Origin of the sequence: Pseudoduganella sp. LjRoot289 (assembly GCF_964252925.1) — a bacterium.
GTDB lineage: Bacteria > Pseudomonadota > Gammaproteobacteria > Burkholderiales > Burkholderiaceae_D > Rugamonas.
Map to the genome: position 1 here is coordinate 5,323,553 of NZ_CAXUPN020000001.1, position 24,182 is coordinate 5,347,734.

The 24,182-nt window shown below is 63.0% G+C and carries 17 protein-coding genes, 1 tRNA gene and 3 rRNA genes; 15 read left to right on the top strand and 6 right to left on the bottom strand.

The genetic code is table 11. The features are described from left to right. The first annotated feature begins 11 nt into the window (after nt 1-11). From cobO to ACSQ8Y_RS22885, 9 genes are all read left to right on the top strand, one after another. Nucleotides 12-629: a cob(I)yrinic acid a,c-diamide adenosyltransferase gene (gene cobO / locus ACSQ8Y_RS22845; protein WP_436268703.1), complete on the top strand. Its 618-nt coding sequence runs from the start codon at nt 12-14 to the stop codon at nt 627-629. Next, nucleotides 623-1,945, top strand: a complete 1,323-nt coding sequence (locus tag ACSQ8Y_RS22850; RefSeq protein WP_436268704.1) for a cobyrinate a,c-diamide synthase — start codon at nt 623-625, stop codon at nt 1,943-1,945. Before cobO ends, ACSQ8Y_RS22850 begins: the two co-directional genes overlap by 7 nt. Then, entirely contained in the window at nt 1,942-2,499 is a 558-nt protein-coding gene (gene cobU, locus ACSQ8Y_RS22855; RefSeq protein WP_436268705.1) for a bifunctional adenosylcobinamide kinase/adenosylcobinamide-phosphate guanylyltransferase, read from the top strand. Before ACSQ8Y_RS22850 ends, cobU begins: the two co-directional genes overlap by 4 nt. Further along, nucleotides 2,493-3,614 carry a CobD/CbiB family cobalamin biosynthesis protein gene (locus ACSQ8Y_RS22860; protein WP_436268706.1) on the top strand — a complete coding sequence of 374 codons (1,122 nt, stop codon included), beginning with the start codon at nt 2,493-2,495 and terminating at the stop codon, nt 3,612-3,614. Before cobU ends, ACSQ8Y_RS22860 begins: the two co-directional genes overlap by 7 nt. Beyond that, a complete protein-coding gene (locus ACSQ8Y_RS22865; protein WP_436268707.1) occupies nt 3,607-4,698 on the top strand; it encodes a threonine-phosphate decarboxylase in 1,092 nt (363 codons plus the stop codon). The genes ACSQ8Y_RS22860 and ACSQ8Y_RS22865 overlap by 8 nt, the downstream gene beginning before the upstream one ends. Beyond that, entirely contained in the window at nt 4,695-5,579 is an 885-nt protein-coding gene (locus tag ACSQ8Y_RS22870; protein ID WP_436268708.1) for a cobalamin-binding protein, read from the top strand. Before ACSQ8Y_RS22865 ends, ACSQ8Y_RS22870 begins: the two co-directional genes overlap by 4 nt. Beyond that, on the top strand, nt 5,579-7,048 hold the full coding sequence (locus ACSQ8Y_RS22875; RefSeq protein WP_436268709.1) for a cobyric acid synthase: 1,470 nt from the start codon (nt 5,579-5,581) through the stop codon (nt 7,046-7,048). The genes ACSQ8Y_RS22870 and ACSQ8Y_RS22875 overlap by 1 nt, the downstream gene beginning before the upstream one ends. Beyond that, on the top strand, nt 7,045-7,701 hold the full coding sequence (gene bluB / locus ACSQ8Y_RS22880) for a 5,6-dimethylbenzimidazole synthase (RefSeq protein ID WP_436268710.1): 657 nt from the start codon (nt 7,045-7,047) through the stop codon (nt 7,699-7,701). The genes ACSQ8Y_RS22875 and bluB overlap by 4 nt, the downstream gene beginning before the upstream one ends. 71 nt (nt 7,702-7,772) lie before the next feature. Next, nucleotides 7,773-9,173: a DHA2 family efflux MFS transporter permease subunit gene (locus tag ACSQ8Y_RS22885; RefSeq protein WP_436268711.1), complete on the top strand. Its 1,401-nt coding sequence runs from the start codon at nt 7,773-7,775 to the stop codon at nt 9,171-9,173. Between the two features lie 8 nt (nt 9,174-9,181). Here ACSQ8Y_RS22885 and ACSQ8Y_RS22890 read toward each other — a convergent pair whose 3' ends face one another. The 6 genes from ACSQ8Y_RS22890 to ACSQ8Y_RS22915 form a co-directional block, all read right to left on the bottom strand. Next, nucleotides 9,182-10,255 carry a L,D-transpeptidase family protein gene (locus ACSQ8Y_RS22890; protein WP_436268712.1) on the bottom strand — a complete coding sequence of 358 codons (1,074 nt, stop codon included), beginning with the start codon at nt 10,253-10,255 and terminating at the stop codon, nt 9,182-9,184. A 140-nt stretch (nt 10,256-10,395) separates the two neighbouring features. Continuing rightward, the gene (locus tag ACSQ8Y_RS22895; protein ID WP_436268713.1) at nt 10,396-12,132 is read right to left on the bottom strand and encodes a L,D-transpeptidase Cds6 family protein; all 1,737 of its coding nucleotides are present in this window, start codon (nt 12,130-12,132) and stop codon (nt 10,396-10,398) included. Nucleotides 12,133-12,273: 141 nt separating this feature from the next. Then, nucleotides 12,274-12,386 (bottom strand): 5S ribosomal RNA (gene rrf, locus ACSQ8Y_RS22900). A 208-nt stretch (nt 12,387-12,594) separates the two neighbouring features. Continuing rightward, nucleotides 12,595-15,469, bottom strand: a 23S ribosomal RNA gene (locus tag ACSQ8Y_RS22905). Nucleotides 15,470-15,673: 204 nt separating this feature from the next. Then, nucleotides 15,674-15,750 (bottom strand) — tRNA-Ile (locus ACSQ8Y_RS22910). Nucleotides 15,751-15,811: 61 nt separating this feature from the next. Beyond that, a 16S ribosomal RNA gene (locus ACSQ8Y_RS22915) occupies nt 15,812-17,342 on the bottom strand. The 16S, 23S and 5S rRNA genes sit together here with 1 tRNA gene alongside, the layout of an rRNA operon. A 384-nt stretch (nt 17,343-17,726) precedes the next feature. On the opposite strand from ACSQ8Y_RS22915, the gene ACSQ8Y_RS22920 reads away from it, so the two are divergent. The 6 genes from ACSQ8Y_RS22920 to ACSQ8Y_RS22945 are packed head-to-tail and all read left to right on the top strand — an operon-like array spanning nt 17,727 to nt 24,117. Beyond that, the gene (locus ACSQ8Y_RS22920) at nt 17,727-19,217 is read left to right on the top strand and encodes a DUF4080 domain-containing protein (protein ID WP_436268714.1); all 1,491 of its coding nucleotides are present in this window, start codon (nt 17,727-17,729) and stop codon (nt 19,215-19,217) included. Nucleotides 19,218-19,277: 60 nt separating this feature from the next. Then, the gene (locus ACSQ8Y_RS22925; protein WP_436268715.1) at nt 19,278-20,405 is read left to right on the top strand and encodes an MlaE family ABC transporter permease; all 1,128 of its coding nucleotides are present in this window, start codon (nt 19,278-19,280) and stop codon (nt 20,403-20,405) included. After that, nucleotides 20,405-21,271: an ABC transporter ATP-binding protein gene (locus tag ACSQ8Y_RS22930; RefSeq protein WP_436268716.1), complete on the top strand. Its 867-nt coding sequence runs from the start codon at nt 20,405-20,407 to the stop codon at nt 21,269-21,271. Before ACSQ8Y_RS22925 ends, ACSQ8Y_RS22930 begins: the two co-directional genes overlap by 1 nt. Before the next feature lie 2 nt (nt 21,272-21,273). Next, nucleotides 21,274-22,212, top strand: a complete 939-nt coding sequence (locus tag ACSQ8Y_RS22935) for an MlaD family protein (protein ID WP_436268717.1) — start codon at nt 21,274-21,276, stop codon at nt 22,210-22,212. A 14-nt stretch (nt 22,213-22,226) separates the two neighbouring features. Then, nucleotides 22,227-22,967 carry an ABC-type transport auxiliary lipoprotein family protein gene (locus ACSQ8Y_RS22940; RefSeq protein ID WP_436268718.1) on the top strand — a complete coding sequence of 247 codons (741 nt, stop codon included), beginning with the start codon at nt 22,227-22,229 and terminating at the stop codon, nt 22,965-22,967. 16 nt (nt 22,968-22,983) lie between these two features. Continuing rightward, nucleotides 22,984-24,117: a VanZ family protein gene (locus ACSQ8Y_RS22945; protein ID WP_436268719.1), complete on the top strand. Its 1,134-nt coding sequence runs from the start codon at nt 22,984-22,986 to the stop codon at nt 24,115-24,117. Nucleotides 24,118-24,182: the final 65 nt, after the last annotated feature.

The window sequence follows — 24,182 nt, forward strand, 5'->3', positions numbered from 1 at the left end:
AGAACACTGCAATGAGCAACGAAGAAACCCAGGCGCTGAACGAGCGCCACCGCGTCCGCATGGAGCGCAAGAAGGCCGTCATCGACGCCAAGATCGCAGCGGCGGACAAGCAGATCGGCGTCATCATCGTCAACACCGGCAACGGCAAGGGCAAGAGCTCGTCCGGCTTCGGCATGGCGGTACGCGCCATGGGCCACGGCATGAAAGTGGGCGTGGTGCAGTTCATCAAGGGTGCCATGCAGACAGGCGAAGAGCAGTTCCTGCGCCGCTTCCCCGAGGAAGTGAGCTTCCACTCCATGGGCGAAGGCTACACCTGGGAGACGCAGAACCGCGAGCGCGACATCGAAAAAGCGCAGCTGGCGTGGCAACAGGCCAAGACCTTCCTGGCCGATCCCGCAATCGGCATGGTCGTGCTGGATGAACTGAACATCGCGCTCAAGTACCGCTACCTGGACGTGAACGCCGTCATCGCCGACCTGCTGGAACGGCCGGCCATGCAGCACGTGGTGATCACCGGGCGCGGCGCGCCGCAGGAACTGATCGACGTGGCGGACACCGTCACGGAAATGAACGTGGTGAAGCACGCCTTCAAGGCGGGCATCGGCGCGCAGGCGGGCACGGAATGGTAACGGCTTCGCATATCAACGCGCCGGTGCTGATGGTGGCGGCGGTGGCGTCCGGCCAGGGCAAGACCACCGTCACGGCCGCGCTGGCGCGCAAACTGAGCAAGATGGGCCGCAAAGTGCGCGTCTTCAAATGCGGCCCGGACTTCATCGACCCCATGCTGCTGGAACGCGCCAGCGGCGCGCCCGTGAAGTCGCTCGACCTGTGGATAGTGGGCCGGGAAGCCTGCCGCGCGCAACTGGCGCAAGCGGCGCTGGAAGCGGATGTGATCCTGATCGAAGGCGTGATGGGTTTGTACGACGGTTCGCCGTCGTCGGCCGACCTGGCGCGCGAGTTCGGCGTGCCGGTGATGGCCGTGATCGATGCCGGTTCGATGGCGCAAACCGCCGGTGCCCTGGTGCACGGCTTGCGCGACTATGGGCCGGTGGAGATGGCAGGCGTCATCGCCAACCGTGTCGCCAGCCCCGGCCACGCGGCCATGATCGCCACCTCGATGCGGGACATTCCTCTGTTCGCCACCTTGCCCAAACAGGCGCGTTCGCTGCCCGAGCGGCATCTGGGCCTGGTGCTGCCGTCCGAAGTCGAAGGCATCGACGAGCTGCTGGAGCAGCTGGCCGACCAGCTGAGCTTCGACGAGGCGGCGTGGAGCAGTTTGCGCAGCACCCGCCTGGAATTGGCCGATGCCCCCGCGGTGGCCAGCGCACCCGCTGCCCTGCCGCTGGCCAAGCGCACTATCGCCGTCGCGCGCGATGCGGCCTTCATGTTCCTGTATCCCGCCAATCTGGAGACGCTGCGGGACCTGGGCGCGGAACTGCTGTTCTTCTCGCCGCTGGCCGACGAGCCGGTGCCCGCAGGCGCCGACGCCGTCTACCTGCCCGGCGGCTATCCGGAACTGCATGCGGAAAAGCTGGCATGCGCGCAGCGCTGGCAGGAATCGATTCGCGCCGCGCACCGCGACGGCACGCCCATCGTGGCGGAGTGCGGCGGCATGATGGCGCTGGCTGAAACGCTGGCCGACAAGGCGGGCGCGGTGTGGAACATGGCCGCGCTGCTGCCCGGCCGCGTCGCCATGCAGACCCGCCTGGCGGGACTGGGCTCGCAAGCCATGCCGACCCCGCACGGCGTACTGCGCGGCCACACCTTCCACTACTCGGCCATGGAAACCGCGCTGGCGCCGGTGGCGCGCACGGTCAAGCATCCGTCCGGCGTGGATGGCGAGGCGGTCTACCAGATCGGTTCGCTCACCGCCTCCTATTTCCACGCCTACTTCCCGTCCAATCCGGCTGCGGTGGCGGCGATGTTCACCCGGAGCGCGGCATGACCCGCACGCTGGTGTTCGGCGGCGCCCGCTCCGGCAAGAGCGCCTACGCGGAACAACTCGCCATCGCCACCGGCAAGGAGGTGGTCTACATCGCCACCGCCCGCGCCGGCGACGGCGAGATGGCAGTCCGCATCGCCCACCACCAGCGCCAGCGTCCCGCTATCTGGACCACCGTGGAAGAACCGCTGGCGTTGGCGGCCGCGCTGCGGCAATGGTGCGCGCCCCAGCGCCTGGTGCTGGTGGACTGCCTTACCCTTTGGCTGAGCAACCTGATGTTCGCCGGCGGCACCGACTACCCGGACGTGGGCGAGATCACCTTGCCCGAGCAATTCCACGTCCAGCGTGCGGCCTTGCTGGCCGCGCTGGAACATGCGGCCGGTGACGTTGTACTTGTGTCGAACGAAGTTGGCATGGGCATCGTGCCATACGGCGCGATCTCGCGCGTCTTCACCGACGAGGCGGGGCGCCTGAACCAGGCCGTGGCCGCCGTGTGCGACCGCGCCGTGCTTGTCGCAGCCGGCTTGCCGCTGGTGCTGAAAGGCGCACCATGCTGACCGGGCTGGACGCCGTCACCGTCGCGCTGCTGCTGGCGGCGGGCGTGACGCTCGACCTGCTATTGGGCGAAACGCCGCGCTGGCACCCCCTGGTCGGTTTCGGCAAACTGGCCAACGCCATTGAACGGCGCCTGAACCGGGGCGGCAAGCGCTTCGCGCGCGGCGGCCTGGCATGGCTGCTGGCGGTGGCGCCGATCACTGCGCTGGCCTACCTGGCAACAACGCTGCCAGGGACCGCGTGGACCCCGCTGGCTTCAGCCAGCGGCGCCGCTGCCATTACCGCTGCAGGTTCCGCTGCAGCGTCAAACCTTGCGCCGCTTGCCTGCCATGCGCTCATGCTCTACTTCTGCATCGGCCTGCGCAGCCTGCGCGATCACAACCTTCCCATCGCGCAGGCACTGGCGCAAAACGACCTGCCTGCCGCGCGTCACCTGACGTCGCGCATCGTCAGCCGCGACACAGTGGGGGCGTCGCCTGCCGACCTGGCAAAAGCGAGCACCGAATCGCTGCTAGAAAACGGCAACGACGCGGTGTTCGGCACCTTGTTCTGGTTCGCCGTCGCCGGCGGTCCGGGCGCGGTGCTGTTCCGCCTGGCGAACACGCTGGACGCAATGTGGGGTTACCGCACTGCGCGTTTCCTTCAGTTCGGCTGCGCCGCGGCCCGCATCGACGACGCACTGAACTATATCCCCGCGCGCCTGACCGCGCTTTCCTATGTGCTGCTGGCCCCTACGCTGGACGGCAAGCGCCGCGCATGGCAATGCTGGCGCACGCAAGCCCCTGCCTGGAGCAGCCCGAACGCTGGCCCCGTGATGTCCAGCGGCGCCGGCGCGCTTGGACTCGCGCTTGGCGGCGCGGCGGTCTACGACGGTGAAACCGAACAGCGTCCTCCACTCGGCAGTGGCAGTGCCGCGCAAGCCGAGGATATCGCTCGCGCGTGGCAACTGGTCGCGCGCACCACCGCGCTATGGCTGGCCGTCGCCGCCCTGGTCGCGGCACTGACGGCGATGGCGCCGTTGACGCAGGCATGGAAGGGCCCGACGGCCGCCACCAGTACCGCCGACGGCGCCGCTCGCGGGCGGGCCGCAAATCAAACCGGAGGCAGATATGCTTGAACACGGCGGGAACTTGCGCCAGGCCGCGCTGCGTTACGGGCGGGACGACTGGCTCGACCTCTCCACCGGCATCAACCCCGAGTGGTATCCAGCCCCAGCCATCGCCGGCAACGCCTGGCATCGCCTGCCCGAGGCCGATCCGGCACTCGCGAAAGCGGCGCAGGATTTCTATGGCGCGCCGCTGATGCTGCCTGTGGCGGGCACGCAGGCTGCGATCCAGGCCCTGCCCCGGCTGCGTCCACCATCGCGCGTCGTCGTCGCCGCGCCGTCTTATGCGGAGCACGCCCATCACTGGGCGCAGCATGGCCACACGCTGCGGCAAGTACCGTATGACGCGCTGGACGCGGCGGTGGCGCAATGCGACGTCATGGTGGTCTGCACTCCCAACAACCCGACCGGCGCCAGCGTGCCACGGGAGCGCCTGCTGGAATGGGCCGCCCTGTTGTCCGCGCGCGGAGGCTGGCTGGTCGTCGATGAAGCCTTCGGAGACACCGCAGCCCAAGCCAGCGTGGCAGAAAATGCCGGTGTCAGCGCCGCGCGCGGCTCCGGTCCCGATGGTGGCACGGACGGCGGCATTGAAGGTGGCGCTGAAGTCCAGACCGGAGTTGCCGGCGCACGCATCGGCACCATGCCGCCAGGCCTGATCGTGCTGCGTTCGGTCGGCAAGTTCTTCGGCCTGGCCGGCATCCGGCTCGGCTTCGTGGCCGCGCAGCCCGCCCTGCTGGACGCGCTGGCCGACCTGCTCGGCCCCTGGACCATCAGTGGCCCGGCGCAGCAAGTGGCTTTGGCTGCGCTGCGCGACTCCGCCTGGCAAGACCGGATGCGCGGCCAGTTGCGAGCCAGCGGCCAGCGTCTGCAATCACTGCTGGAAGCGCACGGCATCCACTCCAGCGGCACGGCACTTTTCCAGTGGTGGCCCGAGGCGCGCGCCGAGGCTCTTCACGAACATATGGCGCGGCAAGGCATCTGGGTGCGCCTGTTCAGTAGCGCCGCGCGCGGCATCCGCCTCGGCTTGCCGCCGGACGAAGCAGGCTGGCAGCGCCTGGAACATGCACTCACTCTCTGGAGCAAAGAAAACCCATGAAGAAACGACTGTTCGTATTGGCCGGCCTGGCTTTCGCATCGCTGGCATCGACCGCCATCGCCGCCATCACTGTGTATGACGACGACGGCAAGCCGGTCACGCTGCAGAAACCGGCCCAGCGCGTCATCGCCATGGCACCCCACGTGACGGAGCTGCTGTTCGCGGCGGGCGGCGGCGACAAGATCGTCGGCACCGTCACCTACAGCGATTATCCCGAGGAAGCCAAGAAGTTGCCCAACATCGGCGACAACCGCCAGGTCGACATGGAGCGTGTCGCCGCGCTCAAGCCGGACCTGATCGTGATCTGGTTGCATGGCAGCTCCGAGCGCCAGATCGACATGCTGCGCCAGCTCGGCATTCCGCTGTTCCACAGCGAGCCGAAAAAACTGGCCGATATCCCGGACAACGTGCAACGCATGGGCCAGCTGCTCGGCACCGAGGCCGTCGCCAACAAGGTCGCCGCCGAGCTGCGCGACAAACTGGCGTCGCTGACCGCGCAATACTCCAAGCGCCCGCCGGTGCGCATCTTCTACCAGGTGTGGGACAAGCCGCTCTACACCCTGAGCGGACACCATATCGTTTCGGACGCCATGCGCGTGTGCGGCGGCCAGAACGTCTTCGGCGCGATGAAGATCACCGCGCCCGTGGTCGATGTCGAAGGCGTGCTGCGCGAAGATCCGGAGGTGGTGTTCGCCACCGCCGAAAAGAACTACGGCGGCGTGAGCCTGTGGCGTCCCTACAAGACCATGCTGGCGGTGAAGAACGACAACCTGTTCACCGTCGACGGCCACCTGCTGAACCGTTCCGGTCCGCGCATGATCCAGGGCACGGCCATGATGTGCGAAAAACTTGAGCTGGCACGCCAGCACCGGAAGAATTGATGGCTTTTCCCTATAAAACCCTGATGGTGCAGGGCTGCACCTCGGACGCCGGCAAGAGCACGGTGGTGGCCGCCCTGTGCCGCTTGCTGAAACAGGACGGCGTGCGCGTGGCGCCGTTCAAGCCGCAGAACATGGCCTTGAACAGTGCCGTCACGGCGGACGGCGGCGAGATCGGGCGCGCCCAGGCGCTGCAAGCCATCGCCGCCGGGCTGGCGCCGCACACCGACATGAACCCGGTGCTGCTGAAACCATCGAGCGACACCGGTGCGCAAGTCGTCATCCACGGCAAAGTACGCGCGGAAATGAACGCACGCGACTACCACCAGTACAAGACCATCGCCATGGCCGCCGTGCTGGAATCGCACGCGCGGCTGGAAGCGCAATACGAGGCGGTGGTGGTCGAGGGTGCGGGTAGCCCCGCCGAGATCAACCTGCGCGACCGCGACATCGCCAATATGGGCTTTGCCGAGGCAGTGGACTGCCCGGTGATCCTGGTGGCCGACATTGACCGTGGCGGCGTGTTCGCGCACATCGTTGGCACGCTGTCCTGCCTGTCCGAGAGCGAGCGCAAGCGCACTGTCGGCTTTGTCATCAACCGCTTCCGGGGCGACATCAAGCTGCTGGAACCGGGCCTGGACTGGCTGGAGGAACAGACCGGCAAGCCGGTGCTGGCGGTGCTGCCTTATCTGCACGGCCTTTTCCTGGACGCCGAGGACGCGGTGCAGCCGGTGCAAGCCTCGCGCGGCGCCTTCCGCGTGGTGGTGCCCAGCCTGCCGCGCATGAGCAACCACACGGACTTCGACGCGCTGCGCGTCCATCCCGACGTGGACCTGCAGTTCGTGCGCCAGGGCGAAGCGATTCCGCCGGCAGACCTGATCGTCATCCCCGGCAGCAAGAACACACGCGGCGACCTGGAATGGCTGCGCGCGCAAGGCTGGGCGGAAAACATCGAGCGCCATCTGCGCTACGGCGGCAAGGTGATCGGCGTGTGCGGCGGCTTCCAGATGCTGGGCCGGGAGGTCAGCGACAGCCACGGCATCGAAGGTGCACCAGGGAGCTCGGCGGGCCTCGGCCTGCTGGACATGCACACCAGCCTGACCAGCGACAAACGCCTGCAGCAGGTGAACGGCAGCTGCGCGTTCGACCCGGCGGCCGAAGGCGCCGCCGTCAGCGGCTACGAAATCCACATGGGCGTGTCGGACGGGCCTGCCTTGTCGCGCCCGGCCTTCCACATCGAAGGCCGGCAGGAAGGGGCGTGTTCGCCGGACGGGCAAATCCTCGGCACCTATTTGCATGGCCTGTTCGACGCGCCGCAGGCCTGCGCCGCCTTGCTGCGCTGGGCAGGACTGCACAGCGAGCACCGCGTGGACACATCCGCGCTGCGCGAAGCGAGCCTGGACCGCATCGCCGAAGCGAGCCGCCCGCTGCTCGACGCATTGACGGCGCTTGGCCAGAGGAATGCCGCGTGAGCCCGCACGCCTTTGCGCAGCCGGAAATCGACGGCGTCTACCGCGCCATCCGCGAACGCCGCGACGTGCGGCATTTCGAACCCGGGCCGCTGGATCCCGGCCAGCTGGAGCGCTTCATTGCCGCCGCCCACAATGGACCCAGCGTGGGGCTGATGCAGCCCTGGCGCTTCATCCGCATCGCCGACCCGGCGCTGCGCGCGCAGATCCACGCGCTGGTGGACGAAGAGCGCAAGCTCACCGCCGAAGCGCTGGGCCAGCGTGCCGAAGAATTCATGCGCCTGAAGGTGGAAGGCATCCTGGCCTGCGCCGAAGTGCTGGTGGTCGGGCTGATCGACCAGCGCGAGCGCTTTATTTTCGGCCGTCGCACCATGCCGGAAATGGATCTGGCGTCCGCTTCGTGCGCGATCCAGAATTTCTGGCTGGCGGCGCGCGCGGAAGGCATAGGCGCCGGCTGGGTGTCGCTGTTCGATCCGCAGCGCCTGCGTGCGCTATGCGGCATGCCGGACGGCAGCCAGCCTATCGCCATCCTGTGCGTGGGACAGGTCAAGGAATTTTACCGCGCGCCGATGCTGGAACTGGAACGCTGGGACCAGCGCATGCCCGCGCAGCAGGTGCTGTACGAGAACAGCTGGGGCGCTCAGAGTATCGGCTGAAACGCAGCGGCAGACACGCATAGGCGCTTTGTGTGACAATCGGCGCTAGTCCACTTGCCGCGCCGACGCCTATGACCAGTTCCGTGACCAAACGTTATCTGCCCTGGGTGGTCGCCACGGCGCTGTTCATGGAACAGCTGGACTCCACCATCGTCAACACCGCCGTCCCCAGCATGGCGGCCAGCCTGCAGGTCACGCCGCTCAGCCTGAAGGCGGTGGTCACCAGCTACATCCTCAGCCTTGCAGTGGCCATCCCCGTCAGCGGCTGGATGGCCGACCGCTACGGCACGCGGCGCGTGTTCATGAGCGCCGTCGCCATCTTCACCATCGCCTCCATCCTGTGCGGGCTTTCGGTCAACTCGCCGATGCTGGTTGCCTCGCGCCTGCTGCAAGGCCTGGGCGCGGCGATGATGATGCCGGTCGGGCGCATCGCCATCATCCGCACCTTCCCCAAGGCCGAGCTGCTGTCGGCCATGAACTTCGTCATCATCCCGGCGCTGATCGGGCCCCTGCTCGGCCCCACCGTGGGTGGCCTGATCGTGCACTGGATGTCGTGGCGGGAGATCTTCTTCATCAACGTACCGGTCGGCCTGGCCGCGATCTACCTGGCCTGGCGCCACTTGCCGGACTACCGCTCGGATGTGCCGCGTCCACTGGACCTGATCGGCCTGGTGCTGTTCGGGACCGGCGTCGCGCTGCTGTCATGGCTGCTGGAAGTGTTCGGCGAACACACGATCGATCCCACCTCGGGCGCGGTGCTGCTGCTGATCGCGTGCAGCCTGCTGGCAGCCTACGTGTGGCATGCCAGCCAGTCGACCTACCCGCTGCTGCGGCTGACGCTGCTGCGCGTGCGTACCTTCCGGGTCTCCGTGCTGGGCGGCTTCATCACGCGGCTCGGCATCGGCGGCCTGCCCTTCCTGCTGCCGCTGCTGTACCAGCTGGGCTTGGGCTTGCCAGCCTGGCAATCGGGCTTGCTGATGATGCCGTCCGCCGCGGCAGCCATGGGCATGAAGTTCATTTCCACCCGCGTGCTGGCGCGTTTCGGCTACCGCCAGGTGCTCATCGTGAATACCGTGCTGATAGGCTGCACCATCAGCATGTACACGCTGGTCGGGCCGGGCACGCCGCTGGCGGCGATCGTCATGATCAGCCTGTGCCTCGGCTTCTTCAACTCGCTGCAGTTCTCCAGCATGAACAGCATCGCCTATGCCGACATCGAGGGTGAGGACAGCAGCATGGCCAGCACCATCGCCAGCTCGCTGCAGCAATTGTCGATGAGTTTCGGGCTGGCCGTCGGCTCGCTGGTGGCTGGCTGGTACCTGGGGGATTTGCCGCAGTCGGACCGGGTGGCGCTGACCGGCGCGCTGCATCATGCATTCCTGACGCTGGCGGTGCTGACGGTGCTGTCCTCGGCCACGTTCTGGACCTTGCGCAAGGATGATGGCGCAGGGCTGGCTAAGAACACGACTTGAGCGCCAGCCTACAAGACCGACTCGGACACGATCTTCCACTGCGCGCCTTCGCGCGCCCAGTACTGGCGCAGGCGCACCGAGTGGTGGAACTTGCCAACGGCGGTTTGCTGCGTGAAGGTGCTGATGATGATGTCTTCCTGGCTGGGCTGGCGGAAGTGGCTGGTGTCCTGCAGCGCCACGTGCACGCGCTTGGCGCCGGGCAGGAATTGCTGGCGCACGATCCAGGCCGCCGCACCCTCTTCGGTGGCCGATTTGAAGCGCGGCGAATAGTAGCTGCGCAGCTGGTCGTCGTCGCGCCGTTCGGCGGCGCCGCGCCAGCTTTCCAGCAGCGCATCGGCCAGCTTGCGGTCGTTTTCGCGCACGCTGGGGCGCACGAATTCCACATGGTCGCCGATCAGGATGGGCGTCTTGCCCACCTCCACGATGCGGCTCAGCTTTTGCAGGTCGTCGTTGCTGACCACCACGCAGCCGTCGGTCGACAGCGGCGGACGGCTGAAGGTCTCGGGCGGCACGCCGTGGATCCAGATGCCGGAGCCGCTGCGGCCATTGAGCTTGTCCCAGGAATTCGGATAGTCCAGCGGCAGCGCGCCTTTGCCGTACAAGTCCGGCAGCTTGGCGCCGGACAGGCGGCCGGAGATGTAATACACGCCGACCGGCGTGCGCATATCGCCTTCCTTCACCTTGTTCACGCCCAGCTTGCCCTGGCTGAAATAGTAATCGCTGACGTAGCGGATTTCGCCATTGCGGTTTTCGTACAAGTAGACGCGGGAACGCTTGGCGTCCACAATAAGCGCGTGGCGCTGGTCCTTGCGCAACTGGAGCAGCGCGCGCGGCAGCAGCCCGGCATCGGGCCGGGCCTCGGCGTGCAGGCGCGCGGCGGCTTCGCGCCGCAAATCCAGCAGTTTGGCTTCGGCTTCCTTGGGCGCCGAGCCCATATTGGCGATGGGCCGGGTGTGCAGCAGCAGCAGGTCGCCGCGCACCAGGTGGCCCAGGCGGAAAGTCGGATAGGCCAGCACCAGCGCGTCGGCCTTGGCTTGCGCGTCGCGCAGGTGGTTTTCGGCGAGATCCTTGTAGATCTCCATCAGTATCTGTTCAGGTTCCTGTTTGACCGCAGGCGCGGCCGCCGGCTTTCGGGCTGCACCGCTCCCGCCTGATGCGGATATCAGGGCGGCGCATAGCAGACCGCGCGCCAACCGGTCCCACGTGAATCCAAAATAAGACATCAGCTACCCGACGATTCCTGCTTGATCTGCCATTTGCCGCCGTTCTTCACCATCACCAGGGTCTTGCGGCTGTTCGCCGTCAGACGGTCCGACTCGTACACCTGGCGGAAAACGACCTTGGCCGTGTCGCCGGTGACCACCACTTGCGGAGCGTTCACCTCAACACGGATATGTCCTTTGCCCGCGATACGCGCACGGCGTTCATCCGCCCACGCCTGGCGCGACAAGCCCTTGGGCGGCGCGAACTCGTTACTATAATAACCGAGATAGGCATTCACATCCTGCGACGACCAGGCCTTGGCCCAGCCATTGACGCGGTTCAGCACCGCGTCGCGATCGCTGTTGTCGACGGCTGGCTTCGTGGCCGGCGCGGACGCCACGATCGCAGCGGCGGCGACCTTGGGTGCTTCAGCTTTCGCCGCAGGCGCGGCGGCGACGGCAGCAGCAGCAGCAGCAGCAGTAGCTGCAACGGGTACCTGTGTTTTCGCTGGCGCAGCGCTTGCTGCAACGACAGGCGGTACGGCTGGTTTGATTGCGGGAGCGGGGGCGGGCAGGGCGGACGCAAGCGCCGGTTTTGCCGGCTGGGCTGCAGCGGCAACGACAGGTGCGGGCACGGGCTTGGCGGTGGCCACCACGGCCGGCGGCGACGCCGGAACTGCGGCCGGGTTGGCCGCTGCAGCAGCCGGTGCAGGCGTCATCTTCGCTACGGATGCGGGGGCCGGCACAGGCAATGTCTTCGCCACAACCGGTGCCGGAACTGGCGCAGGTAAGACCTTTGCCACGACCGCTGCTGGAGCAGGCACAGGCAAGGTCTTCGCCACAACCGGTGCCGGAACTGGCGCGGGCAAGACCTTGGCCACGACCGCTGCTGGAGCAGGCGCAGGCAAGGTCTTCGCCGCGACCGGCGCTGGCGCAGGCAGGGCCTTGGCCACGACCGGTACTGGAACTGGAGCCGCTGCCGCTGCCGGCAGGGTCTTCGCCAGGGCTGGCGCGGGGCCAGACGCGGGAGCGGCTTTTGCCATCACGGGCGCGGGAGCCACAGGCGGCGCTTGCGGCGTCACCGCCATCGAAGGAATGCGCTGCGGCGGCAGGTTCTTAGGCTGCTCCGGTATCTGGGACACCAGCTTGACCGATGTCCCGGCGGCGGCGATGGCCGGCGCGGCGCCTTCCGGCACGTTCACGCTCACCTTGCTGCCGGTGCTGCTCGAGAAGGTCCGCAGCAAAGTCAGTTTGGAGGCGGCCGGCGGCGCGGTGGTGCCCAGGGCCAGTGCCTTGTCGTAGGCCTGGCTGGCCAGCTTGCCGTACACGTCGCCCAGGTTTTCATAGGCCGTCATATAGCTCGGGTTGGTGCGGATGGCTTTTTCCAGCGCCACGCGCGCCTTGTCGTACTGGCCGCTGGCGGCATACAGCACGGCCAGGTTGTTATATGGCTCCGGCAAGTCCTTGTAATCTTCCGTCAGCCTGGTGAAGATCGCTATCGCCTCGTCCGGCTTGTTCTGTTCCGTCAGCAGTACGCCCTTCATGAAGCGCATTTGCGGGTCGGCCGGCTGCTTGGCCAGGAAGGCATTGGTCCTGCTCAGTGCTTCGGCAGCTTTGCCGGCGCGCAGCAGCTTGGTCACGTCGGCCAGTTCATCGGCGTACGCGGGCACCGCCAGCAGCACGGCGAGCAGGCCGGCGCCGGCACAGACGTTACCTAGGGCACGGCGCAGCGTGTTGGGGGCGGTCTTGGCGGTCATTGACATTTCAAGGGGGGGGAAATCGGACATGGTACACCGAATGTTGCTACAGATCAAAACAGGTGGTCACTCTTATGCCACAGCATGGCAAAAAGCAAAAAACCCCGTTCAGATCACTGAACGGGGTTCTTCTTATAACTAGCTTGACGATAACCTACTTTCACACTGGTTGCAGCACTATCATCGGCGCAAAATCGTTTCACGGTCCTGTTCGGGATGGGAAGGGGTGGGACCGATTTGCTATGGTCATCAAGCTTTGACTTGTACAAGCAACAGTTCCCGGTTGGGCAACTGCGCTTTAAAATTCGGAAGAAGTCCCCTGTCATTCCCGCGGATGCGGGAATCCATACTCAGCATGGGTTCCCGTTTGCACGGGAACGACAAGGCAGATTTATTATTGTAGCGATTGCGTATCAACTACGCACAACATGCGCACTTCTCGCCTACAACCATCAATGTTATAGGGACAAGCCTTACGGGCAATTAGTACTGGTTAGCTTAATGCATTACTGCACTTCCACACCCAGCCTATCAACGTCCTGGTCTCGAACGACCCTTCAAGGAGCTTAAAGCTCCGGGAAATCTCATCTCAAGGCAAGTTTCCCGCTTAGATGCTTTCAGCGGTTATCTCTTCCGAACTTAGCTACCCGGCAATGCCACTGGCGTGACAACCGGTACACCAGAGGTTCGTCCACTCCGGTCCTCTCGTACTAGGAGCAGCCCCCTTCAAATTTCCAACGCCCACGGCAGATAGGGACCAAACTGTCTCACGACGTTTTAAACCCAGCTCACGTACCACTTTAAATGGCGAACAGCCATACCCTTGGGACCGGCTACAGCCCCAGGATGTGATGAGCCGACATCGAGGTGCCAAACTCCCCCGTCGATATGAACTCTTGGGAGGAATCAGCCTGTTATCCCCAGAGTACCTTTTATCCGTTGAGCGATGGCCCTTCCATACAGAACCACCGGATCACTATGTCCTACTTTCGTACCTGCTCGACTTGTCGGTCTCGCAGTTAAGCACGCTTATGCCATTGCACTATCATCACGATGTCCGACCGTAATTAGCGTACCTTCGAACTCCTCCGTTACACTTTAGGAGGAGACCGCCCCAGTCAAACTGCCTACCATGCACTGTCCCCGATCCGGATTACGGACCAAGGTTAGAACCTCAAACAAACCAGGGTGGTATTTCAAGGTTGGCTCCACGATGACTGGCGTCACCGCTTCAAAGCCTCCCACCTATCCTACACAGATTGGTTCAAAGTCCAATGCAAAGCTACAGTAAAGGTTCATGGGGTCTTTCCGTCTAGCCGCGGGTAGATTGCATCATCACAAACACTTCAACTTCGCTGAGTCTCGGGAGGAGACAGTGTGGCCATCGTTACGCCATTCGTGCAGGTCGGAACTTACCCGACAAGGAATTTCGCTACCTTAGGACCGTTATAGTTACGGCCGCCGTTTACTGGGACTTCAATCAAGAGCTTGCACCCCATCATTTAATCTTCCAGCACCGGGCAGGCGTCACACCCTATACGTCCACTTTCGTGTTTGCAGAGTGCTGTGTTTTTATTAAACAGTCGCAGCCACCAGTTTATTGCAACCCTTTCGCCCTATCACAGTAAAGTGACCAAGCTACCGGGGCGTACCTTTTCCCGAAGTTACGGTACCAATTTGCCGAGTTCCTTCTCCCGAGTTCTCTCAAGCGCCTTAGAATACTCATCTCGCCCACCTGTGTCGGTTTGCGGTACGGTCTCGTATGACTGAAGCTTAGAGGCTTTTCTTGGAACCACTTCCGATTGCTTCACGCACTAGTGCGCTCGTCCCGCTCCCTTGAATTACGCACCCGGATTTGCCTAAGTGCCTTCTATGAAGCAGAAACTGACTATTCCAACAGTCAGACAACCTTCCGCGATCCGTCCCCCCATCGCATCATACGACGGTGCAGGAATATTAACCTGCTTCCCATCAGCTACGCATCTCTGCCTCGCCTTAGGGGCCGACTCACCCTGCTCCGATGAACGTTGAACAGGAAACCTTGGGCTTACGGCGTGGGGGCTTTTCACCCCCATTATCGCTACTCATGTCAGCATTCGCACTTCTGATACCTCCAGCATCCTTTACAAGACACCTTCGCAGGCTTACAGAACGCTCTCCTACCATATGCGCAAGCGCATATCCGCAGCTTCGGTGACTGGCTTAGCCCCGTTACATCTTCCGCGCAGGACGACTCGATCAGTGAGCTATTACGCTTTCTTTAAATGATGGCTGCTTCTAAGCCAACATCCTGACTGTTTTAGCCTTCCCACTTCGTTTTCCACTTAGCCAATCTTTGGGACCTTAGCTGGCGGTCTGGGTTGTTTCCCTCTTGACGCCGGACGTTAGCACCCGACGTCTGTCTCCCAAGCTCGCACTCATCGGTATTCGGAGTTTGCAATGGTTTGGTAAGTCGCGATGACCCCCTAGCCATAACAGTGCTCTACCCCCGATGGTGATACTTGAGGCACTACCTAAATAGTTTTCGGAGAGAACCAGCTATTTCCAAGTTTGTTTAGCCTTTCACCCCTACCCACAGCTCATCCCCTAATTTTTCAACATTAGTGGGTTCGGTCCTCCAGTGCGTGTTACCGCACCTTCAACCTGGCCATGGGTAGATCACTTGGTTTCGGGTCTACACCCAGCGACTAGCGCCCTGTTCGGACTCGATTTCTCTACGGCTCCCCAATCTGGTTAACCTTGCCACTGAATGTAAGTCGCTGACCCATTATACAAAAGGTACGCAGTCACGGAACAAGTCCGCTCCTACTGTTTGTATGCACACGGTTTCAGGATCTATTTCACTCCCCTCCCGGGGTTCTTTTCGCCTTTCCCTCACGGTACTGGTTCACTATCGGTCGATTACGAGTATTTAGCCTTGGAGGATGGTCCCCCCATATTCAGACAGGATTTCTCGTGTCCCGCCCTACTTGTCGTATGCTTAGTACCACCGGTCCAATTTCGTGTACGGGGCTATCACCCACTATCGCTGCCATTTCCAGGGCATTCCACTATCGGTCCGACTATCACATACAGGCTGTTCCCATTTCGCTCGCCACTACTTTGGGAATCTCGGTTGATTTATTTTCCTGCAGCTACTTAGATGTTTCAGTTCGCCGCGTTCGCTTTGCATGCCTATGTATTCAGCATGCAATGACCTAAAAGGCCGGGTTTCCCCATTCGGAAATTCTCGGATCAAAGCTTGATTGTCAGCTCCCCGAGACTTATCGCAGACTTCTACGTCCTTCATCGCCTGTAATCGCCAAGGCATCCACCATGTGCACTTATTCACTTGTCCCTATAACATTGATCCCTTGCGACTAACAAAGAACCGTCATAAAGCAAGAAGTACTACGTTGTTGCGTTTGTTGATATTGCAATCACTACCCGACGTCCGATCTTGCGATCGAACGAAAAATAATAAATCTTTACTTCTTCCAAATTTTTAAAGAACGGTACTACTCAAACCTAAACGACTACGCTTACGTTTGAACAGTAAAACTGGTAGGGCTGGTTGGACTCGAACCAACGACCCCCGCGTTATCAACACGGTGCTCTAACCAGCTGAGCTACAGCCCCAAAACGTTCTCTTTAAAAACAGTTGATAAGTGTGAGCGCTTGGCGTGTCGCCATACTCTAGAAAGGAGGTGATCCAGCCGCACCTTCCGATACGGCTACCTTGTTACGACTTCACCCCAGTCACGAATCCTACCGTGGTAAGCGCCCTCCTTGCGGTTAAGCTACCTACTTCTGGTAAAACCCGCTCCCATGGTGTGACGGGCGGTGTGTACAAGACCCGGGAACGTATTCACCGCGACATGCTGATCCGCGATTACTAGCGATTCCAACTTCATGCAGTCGAGTTGCAGACTACAATCCGGACTACGATACACTTTCTGCGATTAGCTCCCCCTCGCGGGTTGGCGGCGCTCTGTATGTACCATTGTATGACGTGTGAAGCCCTACCCATAAGGGCCATGAGGACTTGACGTCATCCCCACCTTCCTCCGGTTTGTCACCGGCAGTCTCATTAGAGTGCCCTTTCGTAGCAACTAATGACAAGGGTTGCGCTCGTTGCGGGACTTAACCCAACATCTCACGACACGAGCTGACGACAGCCATGCAGCACCTGTGTTACGGCTCTCTTTCGAGCACGCCTCGATCTCTCGTGGCTTCCGTACATGTCAAGGGTAGGTAAGGTTTTTCGCGTTGCATCGAATTAATCCACATCATCCACCGCTTGTGCGGGTCCCCGTCAATTCCTTTGAGTTTTAATCTTGCGACCGTACTCCCCAGGCGGTCTACTTCACGCGTTAGCTGCGTTACCAAGTTAATTAAAACCCGACAACTAGTAGACATCGTTTAGGGCGTGGACTACCAGGGTATCTAATCCTGTTTGCTCCCCACGCTTTCGTGCATGAGCGTCAATCTTGACCCAGGGGGCTGCCTTCGCCATCGGTGTTCCTCCACATCTCTACGCATTTCACTGCTACACGTGGAATTCTACCCCCCTCTGCCAGATTCTAGCCTTGCAGTCTCCATCGCCATTCCCAGGTTGAGCCCGGGGATTTCACGACAGACTTACAAAACCGCCTGCGCACGCTTTACGCCCAGTAATTCCGATTAACGCTTGCACCCTACGTATTACCGCGGCTGCTGGCACGTAGTTAGCCGGTGCTTATTCTTCAGGTACCGTCATTAGATGGGGATATTAGCCCCACCCGTTTCTTCCCTGACAAAAGAGCTTTACAACCCGAAGGCCTTCTTCACTCACGCGGCATTGCTGGATCAGGCTTGCGCCCATTGTCCAAAATTCCCCACTGCTGCCTCCCGTAGGAGTCTGGACCGTGTCTCAGTTCCAGTGTGGCTGGTCGTCCTCTCAGACCAGCTACTGATCGATGCCTTGGTAGGCCTTTACCCTACCAACTAGCTAATCAGATATCGGCCGCTCCAGGAGCACAAGGCCTTGCGGTCCCCTGCTTTCATCCTTAGATCGTATGCGGTATTAGCGTAACTTTCGCTACGTTATCCCCCACTCTTGGGTACGTTCCGATATATTACTCACCCGTTCGCCACTCGCCGCCAGGGTTGCCCCCGCGCTGCCGTTCGACTTGCATGTGTAAAGCATGCCGCCAGCGTTCAATCTGAGCCAGGATCAAACTCTTCAGTTCAATCTCTGTTTTACGATATTGCTATCGTGGTCGCTCACTCAAAATACTGACGATTCCTCTTTCGAGGTCACGTTTAATATATTGTGCGAGCGTTTAAATAATTTGAGACGCGGCTTGCGCCGCGGGCTCCATCATCAAACGCCCACACTTATCAACTGTTAATTTTTAAAGAACCTGCTGGACTTGCTTACGAAGCGTTGTGTTCGTTTGCAGCAGAGAGGCAACATAATACGTCGTTTTGTTCGACTCGTCAACCTCTTGTTTTTCTCCTCGCCGCGGTCAACATTTGCATGTGTCGCGTCGGGAGGCAGAACTATATAGAAGCCACGGGGGCCGGTCAAGGGTAAAATGCTTCCTTTGCTGTTTTCTTCTTCGTTTGCTCCCATGACCATCCTGCTCTCCACCCTCAATGCGCGCTACACCCATGCTTCCCTGGGCCTGCGCTACCTGCTCGCCAATATGGGAGACCTGCAGGAGCAGACCAAAATCCAGGAGTTCGTCATCGGTGCGAAGACCACCGAGATCGTGGAGCGCATCCTGGCGCACAAGCCGCGCATCGTCGGTTTCGGCATCTATATATGGAACGTCGAGGAAACCAACAAGGTCGTGGGCATGCTGAAGCGCGTGGCGCCGGAGGTCGTCGTGGTGCTGGGCGGGCCGGAAGTGTCGTACGAGACGAACGAGCAGGACATCGTGCGCCTGGCTGACTACGTAGTGACCGGCTGGGGCGACGTGACCTTCCCGCAGATTTGCGGCCAGATCCTGAACGGCCCGAAGCCGCTGATGAAGGTGCACGCCGGCCACCAGCCGCCCATGGCGGAACTGAAACTGCCCTACTCCTTATACAGCGACGATGACATCAAGAACCGCACCATCTATGTGGAAGCCTCGCGCGGCTGCCCGTTCAAGTGCGAGTTCTGCCTGTCGGCGCTGGACAAGACGGCCTGGCCCTTCAACATCGACACCTTCCTGGCCGAGATGGAAGGCCTGCATGCGCGCGGCGCCCGGCTGTTCAAGTTCGTGGACCGGACCTTCAACCTGAATATCAAGACCAGCCTGAAGATCATGCAGTTTTTCCTCGACAAGCTGGAGGCGAATCCGGACGACCCTGTCTACGCCCACTTCGAACTGGTGCCGGACCATTTGCCGGACGCGCTCAAGGAAGGCATCGCCAGGTTCCCGGCCGGCGCGCTGCAGTTCGAGATCGGCATCCAGAGTTTCAACCCCGAAGTGCAGTCGCTGGTGAGCCGCAAGCAGGACAACCGGAAGGCGGCCGACAATATCCGCTGGCTGTGCGACCATTCCACCGCCCACATGCACGTGGACCTGATCGCCGGCCTGCCGGGAGAGACGGTGGAGAGCTTCGCCGAGGGTTTCAACAAGCTGTGGGCACTGGGACCGCACGAGATTCAGTTCGGCATCCTGAAGCGCTTGCGCGGCACGCCCATCATCCGGCACACGGAGCCGTTCGGGCTGGTGTTCGATCCGCATCCGCCGTACACCATCCTGGCCAACAAGGATATCGATTTCCAGACCATGCAGCGCCTGGTGCGCTTTGCGCGGTATTGGGACCTGGTGGCGAATTCGGGACGTTTCGGCCATACCGTGCCGGTGCTTTTGGGAGAGACGCCGTTCCAGAACTTTATGGCATTCTCCGACTGGCTGTATTTAAATACCGACGCGACGCACCGGATTGCGCTGGAGCGCCTGGCTGGCATGGTGCAGCGCTGGCTGGTGCACACCGGCATGGACGCGAATGCGGCCGCCGCGCTGCTGGCCAGCGATTTTGGCGGGCCGAAGGGCAAGGCTGCCGCGGCGACGGCGCAAGTGCACCATCCGGCGCCGCAGCGGCAGGCGCGCCACCTGGCGGCTTGATCATGGCGGCTTGCGGCATCCCGGGTGGCGCCGTACCAGAAAGTCACTTACACTTGAGCCATGCCAACACCCACCGTGCCTACCCTCACCATTAGCCCCGGCGGCACTTCGGGGACTACAGTCACGGCCAGCGGTACCTGGCAGGTGCATGCGCTGGCGCACCACAAACCGATGCACGCCATCACCGAGGCGCTCAAGCAGGTCAAGGACAAGCCGGCGCAATGGGACCTGACCCGCGTCGAAGCGATGGACCATATCGGCGCGCAGCTGTTCTGGAACGCCTGGGGCAAGACCCGCCCCGCCGGCCTGCAGGTGGCGCCCCTGCACGATGAATTCTTCAAACGCCTGGAAACCACCGGCAAGCTGGAACTTCAGCGCCCGCGCCAGCACCGCCTGACGTCCGTGATGAAGCTGGGCTTCGGCATCATGGGCTTCGCCGAGCATATGGCGGGCTTCGTACGCCTGATCGGCCAGGTCACGCAGGACGTCTGGCGCTTCGTGCGCAATCCTGTGCGCGGCCCCTGGCGCGAAATTTCAGCCAATGTTTACCACGCCGGCTTCCAGGCGCTGGGCATCACGGCGCTGGTGGGCTTCCTGATCGGCGTGGTGCTGTCCTTCCTGTCGGCGCAGCAGCTGCGCACCTTCGGCGGCGACATCTATCTCGTCAATCTGCTCGGCATGAGCGTGATCCGCGAACTGGGACCGCTGCTGGCGGCCATCCTGGTGGCGGGCCGCTCAGGATCCTCCATCACGGCGCAGCTGGGCGTGATGCGCGTGACCGAGGAACTCGACGCGATGCTGGTGATGGGCATCTCGCATGGCTTCCGGCTGGTGCTGCCCAAGGTCATCGCGCTGGCGGTCTGCATGCCGCTGCTGGTGATCTGGACCGATACCATGGCGCTGATCGGGGGCATGGTGTCGGCCAAGGTGGAGCTGAACCTGTCGTCGCGCTACTTCATCCAGAAACTGCCGGACGCGGTGCCGCTGGCGAACTATCTGATCGGGCTGCTCAAGGGCGTGGTGTTCGGCACGCTGATCGCCCTGGTGTCCTGCCACTTCGGCCTGCGCATCAAGCCGAACACGGAGAGCCTGGGGCGCGGCACCACCACGTCGGTGGTGACGGCGATTACCGTGGTGATCCTGGCCGACGCGGTGTTCGCCATCGTCTTCAACGGGGTGGGCTACTGATGGATGCGACCGAAGACACCAATAACGGCGATGCATGCGGCTGCCCCGAAGGCGAAGGCGAACTGACGCTGGACGGCAGCGTGCCCGTGGTACAGATCACCAATCTGCAAACGAAATTCGGCCGCACGGTGGTGCACCAGGACTTGAACCTGGAAATAGAACAGGGCGAGATCCTGTCCATCGTGGGCGGTTCCGGCACCGGCAAGACCGTGCTGCTGCGCCAGATGCTGGGCCTGGAGCGGCCGTCCAAGGGCTGCGTGCGCATCTTCGGCGAGGACATCAGCGAAGCCAACGCGGAGCACCTGCAGCAGCTGCGCAACCACTGGGGCATGCTGTTCCAGCAGGGCGCGCTGTATTCGGCGCTGACGGTGTTCGAAAACATCGCGCAGCCGATGCGCGAACTGCGCGTGCTGCCGCCGGACCTGATACGCGACGCGGTGCTGCTGAAAATGAATATGGTGGACCTGGGCCCCGAGCACGCCAACAAAATGCCGTCCGACCTGTCCGGCGGCATGATCAAGCGCGTGGCCCTGGCGCGCGCACTGGTGCTGGAACCGAAGCTGCTGTTCCTGGATGAACCGACGGCGGGCCTGGACCCGGACCGATCGGAAAGCTTCGTGGCGCTGATCAAATCGCTGCACCGCGAACTGGGGCTGACCGTGGTGATGGTGACGCACGACCTGGACACGCTGTTCGCCCTGTCCACGCGCATCGCCGTGCTGGCGGAAAAGCATGTGATCGCCATCGCACCGACACGCGAGGTGATCAAGGTGGACCATCCCTTCATCAAGGAGTTCTTCCTCGGCGACCGCGGCAAACGCGCGCTGGAAGCGCTTGATGAACGCAAAGACAAAAATAAGGAGTAGGCATGGAAAACAGATCGCATGCATTGATGACAGGTTTCTTCACCATATCGCTGCTGATCGCGGCGGTGCTGTTCGGCGTCTGGTTCAACCGCGACCGCGTGGAACGCGTGCCTTACCTGATCGCCACCTCGCTGTCGATCCCCGGCCTGAACCCGCAGGCGGCGGTGCGCTATCGCGGCCTGGAAGTGGGCAAGGTGGACGGCATCGATTTCGACACCAAGGCGGCCGGCCAGATCCTGGTGCACCTGAGCGTGGACCCGGAGGCCCCCATCACCAAGACCACCTTTGCCACGCTGGGCTACCAGGGCGTGACCGGCATCGCCTACATCCAGCTGGACGACGAATCGGTCGGCTCGCCGCGGCTAGCCACGAGCAAAGAAAATCCCTCGCACATTCCGCTGCAGCCCGGCCTGTTCGACCAGCTGGAGAAGCGCGGCAAGGCCATCCTGAACAAGGCCGAGAAGGTAACCGACGAACTGGATGCGCTGCTTGCTCCGGCCAACCAGAAAGCCATCCTGGCCGCATTCACCGACGTGAGCGAAACCGCGCGCGAGTATCGCGCGCTGCCCGAGCGGCTCGGCCCGACCTTCGACAAGCTGCCCAAGCTGGTGGAGCAGGCGCAGGGCAGCCTGGCGGCCGTGAACCGCCTGGCGGACGACGCCACCAGGCTGTCGGCCAGCCTGCAAGGACCGAACGGCGCCATCTCGCGCCTGAACAGCACCGTGGACCGCGTGGGCCTGTCGCTGGAGACGGTGGCGGGCGGCGTGGAACTGGAGACGCTGCCGAACATTAACGCGCTGACCGACGAAACGCGCTCCTCGATGCGCGCCGTGCGGCGCACCATGAACACCTTGAACGAGAGGCCGCAAAGCATTTTGTTCGGCACGCCGGACGCCACACCGGGTCCGGGCGAAGCCGGTTTCACGCCGCCCGCCAAATAAGAAGAAGGAGCATCATGACTTCCACCCACACCACCATGACCCGCGCGGCACTCGGCCGCCTGTCTGCCGGCACCCCGGACGCCACCACGGACGCCACCTCGCGCGCCGCACTGCCGGCCACGACCTTGACCTCCAGGCTGAGCGCTGGCTTGAGCGCGTCCCTGGCCATAACGCTGGCCATAACCCTGGCCACCACGCTGGGCGGCTGCGCCTCCAAGGGTCCGGTCGCCAGCGTATACGACTTCGGCCCCCTGCCCGCCGCGTCCACGCCCGCCCCCGCAGCGGCGGCGCTGCCCGCGCTGGTGATCGCCGACGTCAACGGCCCTGCCTCGCTGGACACCAACCGCATGTATTACCGCCTGCTGTACGCGGACGCGCAGCAGTCGCGCCCCTACGCGCACAACGCGTGGAGCGTGACGCCGCTGCAGCTCCTGAGCCAGCGCCTGCGCGCGCGCCTGGCGCAGGCCGGCGTGAAAGTGCTGGCCACCACCGACGCCGCCGTCGGCATGCCGGTGCTGCGCCTGGAGGCGGACGACTTCTCGCAGAACTTCGACAGCCAGACCCGCAGCAGCGGCCAGGTGTCGCTGCGCGCCTCGCTGTTCCGCAACCACAAGCTGGTGGACCAGAAGACCTTCACCCGCAGCACCGAGGCGCACAGCGCCGACGCGGCGGGCGGCGCGCGCGCGCTGGCGGCATCGTCCGACGCCGTTGCTGCCGATATCCTGGCCTGGCTGGCCTCTCTGCCGCAATCTTAGTTGCTATAGTATCGACGTGAGCGTAACCGAAACCACAGTCCAACCCCGCACCCCGTCGCCGGTCGCGCGCGCGTCGCTGCTGGCTTACGTGCTGCTGATCGTCTACGCGAGCTGGTTTCCCTTCTCCGGCTGGCACAACCAGGGCCTGTCGCCGCTGATCTTCCTCGAACACGCGTCCATGCCGCGCTACTGGACCAAGTTCGATGCCATCATCAACGTGGTCGGCTACATGCCGTTCGGCGCGCTGACCGTCTACGCGCTGTACCCCAAGCTGCGCGGCATCACGGCCTTCCTGCTCGCGGCGCTGCTCGGCACGCTGGTGTCCGGCGCCATGGAGGCGGTGCAGACCTATCTGCCCAGCCGCGTGTCGTCCAACCTGGATTTCTACACCAATGCCGCCGGCGCCGCCGTGGGCGCGCTGTTCGGCGTGCTGACCGCGACCAGGCTGCTCGACGGCAGCCCTTTGTACCGGCTGCGCCAGCGCTGGTTCGTGCAGCACACCAGCCAGGGCCTGGTGCTGATGGCCTTGTGGCCGCTGGCGCAGATTTATCCGCAGGGCTTCTTGTTCGGCCACGGCCAGCTGCTGCCCATCCTGTCCGACTGGCTGTCCGACCTGCTCGACACCAGCATCGACCTGGTGGAACTGGTGCGGCCCGGCGTGGAGCTGACGGTGGAACAGTACTGGCTGTCCGAAACCATCATCACCGCCTGCGGCATGGTCGGCGCCGGGCTCACCCTGTTATGCCTGATGCGCACGCACGCGCCGCGCGCCGCGCTGCTGATTTTTCTGGCCGGTGCGGCCGTCGTCGTCAAGTCGCTGGCGACGGCGCTGCTGTTCTCGCCGGAGAACGCCTTCGTCTGGGTGACGCCGGGCGCGCAGGGCGGCTTGCTGATCGGCGCCATCATGCTGGCCGGGCTGGCGTTCGCGCCGCACATGGCGCAGCGCCGCCTGGCGGCCCTGACCTTGCTGCTCAGCCTGCTCGTCGTCAACACCACGCCGGTCAATCCCTACTTCCTGTCCACCCTGCAGGGCTGGGTGCAGGGCAAGTTCCTCAACTTCAATGGCGCGGCGCAATTCCTGTCGCTGCTGTGGCCATTTTTCGCGCTGTGGTTCCTGCTGTTGCCGTCGCACAAGCTCAACCGTCCGTGATTGGCGGGTTACGCGGCCGCGCCGCTAACCCGCCCCACTGTGCCACGCCGTCGCGGGCAGGTCGG